Source organism: Nocardia neocaledoniensis (genome assembly GCF_029868625.1).
In the GTDB taxonomy this organism is placed as follows: domain Bacteria; phylum Actinomycetota; class Actinomycetes; order Mycobacteriales; family Mycobacteriaceae; genus Nocardia; species Nocardia neocaledoniensis_A.
This window is the reverse complement of record NZ_JARWOJ010000017.1, coordinates 1-4,995: the sequence shown is the minus strand read 5'-3', so window position 1 is coordinate 4,995 and position 4,995 is coordinate 1. Positions and strand designations below refer to the sequence as shown.

General features: G+C 69.9%; 6 protein-coding genes. 2 read left to right on the top strand and 4 right to left on the bottom strand.

Going from position 1 to position 4,995, the window contains the following annotated elements:
- Window positions 1–244: 244 nt before the first annotated feature.
- The 4 genes from QH270_RS00355 to QH270_RS00340 all read right to left on the bottom strand — a co-directional run bounded on the left by QH270_RS00355 (window position 245) and on the right by QH270_RS00340 (window position 3,916).
- On the bottom strand, window positions 245–1,354 hold the full coding sequence (locus QH270_RS00355) for an inositol-3-phosphate synthase (RefSeq protein WP_280338342.1): 1,110 nt from the start codon (window positions 1,352–1,354) through the stop codon (window positions 245–247).
- A complete protein-coding gene (locus tag QH270_RS00350) occupies window positions 1,347–1,904 on the bottom strand; it encodes a PadR family transcriptional regulator (RefSeq protein ID WP_110037815.1) in 558 nt (185 codons plus the stop codon). Before QH270_RS00350 ends, QH270_RS00355 begins: the two co-directional genes overlap by 8 nt.
- A gap of 139 nt (window positions 1,905–2,043) precedes the next feature.
- Entirely contained in the window at window positions 2,044–2,835 is a 792-nt protein-coding gene (locus QH270_RS00345; RefSeq protein WP_280338341.1) for a DUF1707 SHOCT-like domain-containing protein, read from the bottom strand.
- Window positions 2,836–2,842: 7 nt separating this feature from the next.
- Window positions 2,843–3,916, bottom strand: coding sequence for a DUF1707 SHOCT-like domain-containing protein (locus tag QH270_RS00340; RefSeq protein ID WP_280338340.1), 1,074 nt, complete (start codon window positions 3,914–3,916; stop codon window positions 2,843–2,845).
- A 123-nt stretch (window positions 3,917–4,039) separates the two neighbouring features.
- Here QH270_RS00340 and QH270_RS00335 point away from each other — a divergent pair, with 123 nt between their 5' ends.
- Together QH270_RS00335 and QH270_RS00330 are read left to right on the top strand one after the other, a co-directional pair.
- Window positions 4,040–4,459 carry a DUF5318 domain-containing protein gene (locus tag QH270_RS00335; RefSeq protein ID WP_186817370.1) on the top strand — a complete coding sequence of 140 codons (420 nt, stop codon included), beginning with the start codon at window positions 4,040–4,042 and terminating at the stop codon, window positions 4,457–4,459.
- A 105-nt stretch (window positions 4,460–4,564) separates the two neighbouring features.
- On the top strand, window positions 4,565–4,995 hold a 431-nt coding region (locus QH270_RS00330; protein WP_280338339.1), incomplete at its 3' end, for a proline-rich domain-containing protein.

Here is a 4,995-nt window from a genome sequence, read left to right as displayed (position 1 = left end):
GTGCAGCATGACCTACGACACTACGTAGTTGGACGGGTCACACGACGGGGCCCCGCGCCCCCCCCCCCCCGGGCCCGGCCACGAGCGAGAAAAAAGGCAGGCCCGCCGCTGATAAGGGCGGGCCCCGGCCCACCCCCCCCCCCCCCCCCGGCCCCGCCCCCCCCCCCCCCCCCCCCCCCCCCCCCCCCCCCCCCCCCCCCCCGGGGACTGGAGGGGCCGCGACTCGAGCGCGCCAGCGCTCCAACTACTCAGCGCCGATGATGAAAGCCTCGAGCTGGGTGCGGGCGACGTCGTCGGCGATCTGCTCCGGCGGGGACTTCATCAGGTAGGCCGAGGCCGGGATGACGGGTCCACCGATGCCGCGGTCCTTGGCGATCTTGGCCGCGCGGACGGCGTCGATGATGATGCCCGCCGAGTTCGGCGAGTCCCACACCTCGAGCTTGTACTCCAGGTTCAGCGGGGCGTCACCGAAGGCGCGGCCCTCGAGGCGCACGTAGGCCCACTTGCGGTCGTCGAGCCACTCCACGTAGTCCGAGGGACCGATGTGGACGTTGCGGTCGTGCACCTTGCCCGCCAGCGAACCGGTGAGGTTCGAGGTGACGGCCTGGGTCTTGGAGACCTTCTTCGACTCCAGCCGATCACGCTCGAGCATGTTCTTGAAGTCCATGTTGCCGCCGACGTTGAGCTGGTAGGTGCGGTCGAGCACCACGCCGCGATCTTCGAACAGCTTGGCCATCACGCGGTGCGTGATGGTCGCGCCGACCTGGGACTTGATGTCGTCACCGACGATCGGCACACCGGCGTCGGTGAACTTCTTGGCCCACACCGGGTCGGAGGCGATGAACACCGGCAGCGCGTTGACGAAGGCGACGTTCGCGTCGATGGCGCACTGGGCGTAGAACTTGTCGGCCTCTTCGGAGCCGACCGGCAGGTAGGAGACCAGGACGTCGACCTGGGCGTCCTTCAGCGCCTTGACCACGTCGACCGCGGGCGCCTCGGACTGCTCGATGGTCTGCGCGTAGTACTTGCCGATGCCGTCCAGGGTCGGGCCACGCAGCACCGTCACATCGGTGGGCGGCACGTCGGAGATCTTGATCGTGTTGTTCTCACTGGCGAAGATCGCCTCGGCCAGGTCGAAGCCGACCTTCTTGGCGTCGACATCGAACGCGGCGACGAACTTCACGTCCTTGACGTGGTAGGGACCGAACTTGACGTGCATGAGGCCGGGAACCGTGGAGTTCTCATCGGCATCCTTGTAGTACTGCACGCCCTGCACCAGCGACGATGCGCAGTTGCCCACACCGACGATCGCGACGCGAACCTCGCCGGACCCAACCTTGTTGACATCACTCATGGCCGCTCTTTCCCTCTTTCTGTGGTGCCGCCTTCGTCGATTGCTCCGCCGCAATCAACTCGTTGAGCCAGCGCACTTCGCGCTCGCTTGATTCCAATCCGAGCTGGTGGAGCTGGCGGGTGTAGCGATCCAGCGAGCCACTGGCCTTCTTGATCGCTTCGCGCAGCCCTTCTCGGCGCTCCTCGACCTGGCGCCGCCTGCCCTCCAGGATCCGCATCCTCGCCTCGGCGGGAGTGCGGCTGAAGAAGGCCAGGTGAACGCCGAAGCCGTCATCGGTGTAGTTCTGCGGACCGGTGTCGGCGAGGAGTTCGTTGAACCGTTCCCGGCCGACCGGCGTGAGCCGGTAGACGCGGCGCGCACGGCGCGCGGTCGCGCCCTCCGGAATCTCCTCCGCGATCAACCCGTCGGTCTGCATCCTGCGCAGCGTCGGGTAGAGCGAACCGTAGGAGAAGGCCCGGAACGCACCGAGCAGGCCCGTCAGCCGCTTGCGCAGCTCGTAACCGTGCATGGGCGCGTCGAGGAGCAGGCCGAGAATCGCCAATTCGAGCACCGCGACCTCACTCCCTGACTATGCCGGTCCGACAGACCGAATGGACCTAACCGATGGATGCGACTTCCCACTATATCGGAGCGATACATCAGGACATAGCCGGATGACGCAGATCACTGCGTCATGGCTGGTCGGAGGGCTAGGCGGGGTACACAGCGATGGGTTCGCCGTTGAGGCGGATCTTGAGGTAGCCGCTCTGTTCGGCCTCGTTCTTGACGTAGATGCTGATCTCGGGCTCCGCGTCCTTGCCGCCGCCGGGCTCGAAGCGCAGGATCACGTGGGAGACCCAGCCGCCGGGCACCCTGGTGGTCACCGGGGCGCCGGACATGAGGCGGGCGTAGCGGGCGATGTCGAGGGCGGCCAGGTCGAAGGACTTGGTGTCCGGGGTGCGCGAACCCTGCGAGCCCCACGACTTGAATGAACCCCGATAGATCTGGTCGTCCTGCTTGCCCGGCTTGTCGGACTTGCGCTCGACGACGACGTAGTCGGGGTACAGGGTCACCTCGTCGACCTCGGTCGAACCGTATTTCGCGCGGTAGTCGGCCAGGAAGTACGCGACGCCGTTGCCGGTGGTGAGGTCGGGCAGCGGGTCGCCGAGCACGGCGTCGCCCACCGTACGACCGAGCAGACCGGCGCCCGCGCCGAGCAGCCCGGCGAGCACGATCGCGCCCGCCGGGATCCACCAGCGCCGGGGCATCCGGGGCACGCCGCGGGCGACCGGGGTGGCGGCGAGGTCGCCTGGGATCTGCAGGTCGTCGACGAGGCGGTCGAGCGCGCCGAAGGTCTCGGCCCGCATGGCGGTCGCGGTCCGTTTCTCGTGCTCGCGTTCGGTGAGCTGGCCGTCGGCCAGGGCCGCGTCGAGCAGGGCGCACACGTCGGCGCGGTCGGCGTCGCGGGCCCGCAGGTTCTTCGCGGGGGACGGAGTCTTCATCGCCGGGTCATCCTTTGTACGGGTAGGTCTGCAGCACTTCGCCCGTGAGCGCGAGGGTCATGTGCCCTGACTGGGCGACCTCGTTGCGCACGAAGATCGTGATGGCGGGCTTGCCGACCCAACTGTCGTTCGCGATCCGGAAATGGGTGACCGCCCCGTCGCGCACCAGCAGGGTGGCCGCCGCGGAGGCCAGGGCCGCGCCGAGCGCGTCGGCGTCGATCTGGGCGAGGTCGATCTCGACGGTCTCGCGCTTACGGTTGCTGACCTGCGAATTCGACCGGTCGAAGCCGCCCCGGTAGGTCCAGTCGGCGGTCCAGTCGGCGTCGGGGGCAGCGCGGCGCACCGCCGAGGCGTGCTCGTCGTGCAGGACGGCCTCGTCGACGCGGGTGTCGCCGAACTTGGTGCGGTAGTCGTCGCGGAACTGGAGGAAGCCGGCCAGGGTGGTCAGCTTCGGCGTCTGGATCACCAGGGGCGCCGCCGCGTTGTAGTTGACAGCGGCGGCCTGCCGCGCCGCCGGTGACGGCTTGTCGTCGCGAACCGTCCACACGAACCCGCCGACGGCCACGACGACCGCCGCCGCCGCGGTGGCGATGCGGAAGGTGTTGCGGGCCTTCGGTTTCTTCGGCGCGACCGGTCGCTGCTGCAACTCGGCGACCAAGGTGGACAGGTCGCCGAGGGTGCGGGCCTGCTCGGCGAGTTCGACGGCGGCCGAATGTTCCCCGGCGTCGAGCTGGCCGTCGGCGCGGGCGGCGTCGAGCGCGGCGATGGTGCGGGCCCGGTCGGCCTCGCGCGCCCTGGTCCGCGCCGGGTACTCGCCGGAGTGCCCACGGCCGAAGCGCTTTCGCTCGGCGGGCTCCTGACCACCGAGAACGGCCGGGGATTGCAGGTCGGCGGTGAGCCGTTCCAGCTCACCCAGCGTGCGCGCGGTACCGGCCCGCGCCACCCGGTCGTGGTATTCGTCGGCGCCCAGCTGGCCCTCGGCGTATGCCGCGTCAAGCACTGTCGACACCTGGGCGCGATCGAGATCACGCGCCCTCGTCACGGAATCGGCGGCGCTGCGCGCCCGCCTGGAATCAGCCATCGTGGCGGCTACCCTCACCTGCGTAAATACCCGGGCCGACCCCGGTATCGGGAGTTTACGACCGTGGCACCGAAGAAGCAGTGCCACCGGCACCGCAATTCAATCCCGGCTACTCTGGTGATCGTGCGAATTCAGCGGCAGGTGGTCGACTACGCGCTCCGGCGCAGGTCGCTGCTGGCTGACGTCTACGCGGGCCGGGTCGGTGTCGCCGAAGTGTGCGACGCGAACCCCTACCTGCTCCGAGCCGCCAAGTTCCATGGCCGGGGCAGTGAGGTGACCTGCCCGATCTGCCGAAAAGAGCAGCTGACGTTGGTTTCCTGGGTGTACGGCGACGGGCTCGGCCAAGCGGCCGGGTCGGCGCGGACGCCCGAGGAACTGGTCAGGATGGCAGAGTCGAACGAGGAGTTCTCGGTGCACGTGGTGGAGGTATGCCGCTCGTGCAGCTGGAACCACCTGGTGCAGTCGTATGTGCTCGGGAAGGCACCCGCACCAGCCCGCCGTCGGTCGAGCCCGCGAGCGGGGCGGCGCTCTGCTGCCGAATGATGCGCTGCCGAACGGGCCGCGTGTGATGCGCCACTGTTCGAGGTGCAAGGTATCCGCGCCGGTCGTCCGGCGCGGATGTCGTGTGTCGGTTGAACCTTACGAGTTATGGAGATCTGGTCAGTGAGTTCGCCCTACGAGCCCTCCCCCTTCGGTGACGATCCGCACGGCCGTCCGGCCAGGGGCCCGCAGCCAGGTCTCCCTCCCCGTTCCGGCGGTCAGCCGCCACGCAGGCCAGGTCCGCAGGACGGCCCGCGTCAGCCGGGCGGTCCCGCCCCGCGTCAGCCCGGACCCGCGCAGGGTCGCGGTCCCGCCCCCGGTGGACGCGGGCCGCAGGGCGGTCCGCCGCCGAACCGGCAGGGCCCGCCGCCGGGCGGCATGCCGCCGCGCAGGCCGGGTCAGCCGCCGCAGCGTCCCGGTGGGCCGCAGGGCGGGCCCGCGCAGAACCCGCCCGGCGCGGGCAGGCCGCCGCAGGGCAGGCCGGGTCAGCCGGGTCGTCCGGCGCCCGCCGCCGGCGCCCCCCAGAAACTGCCGCGGCC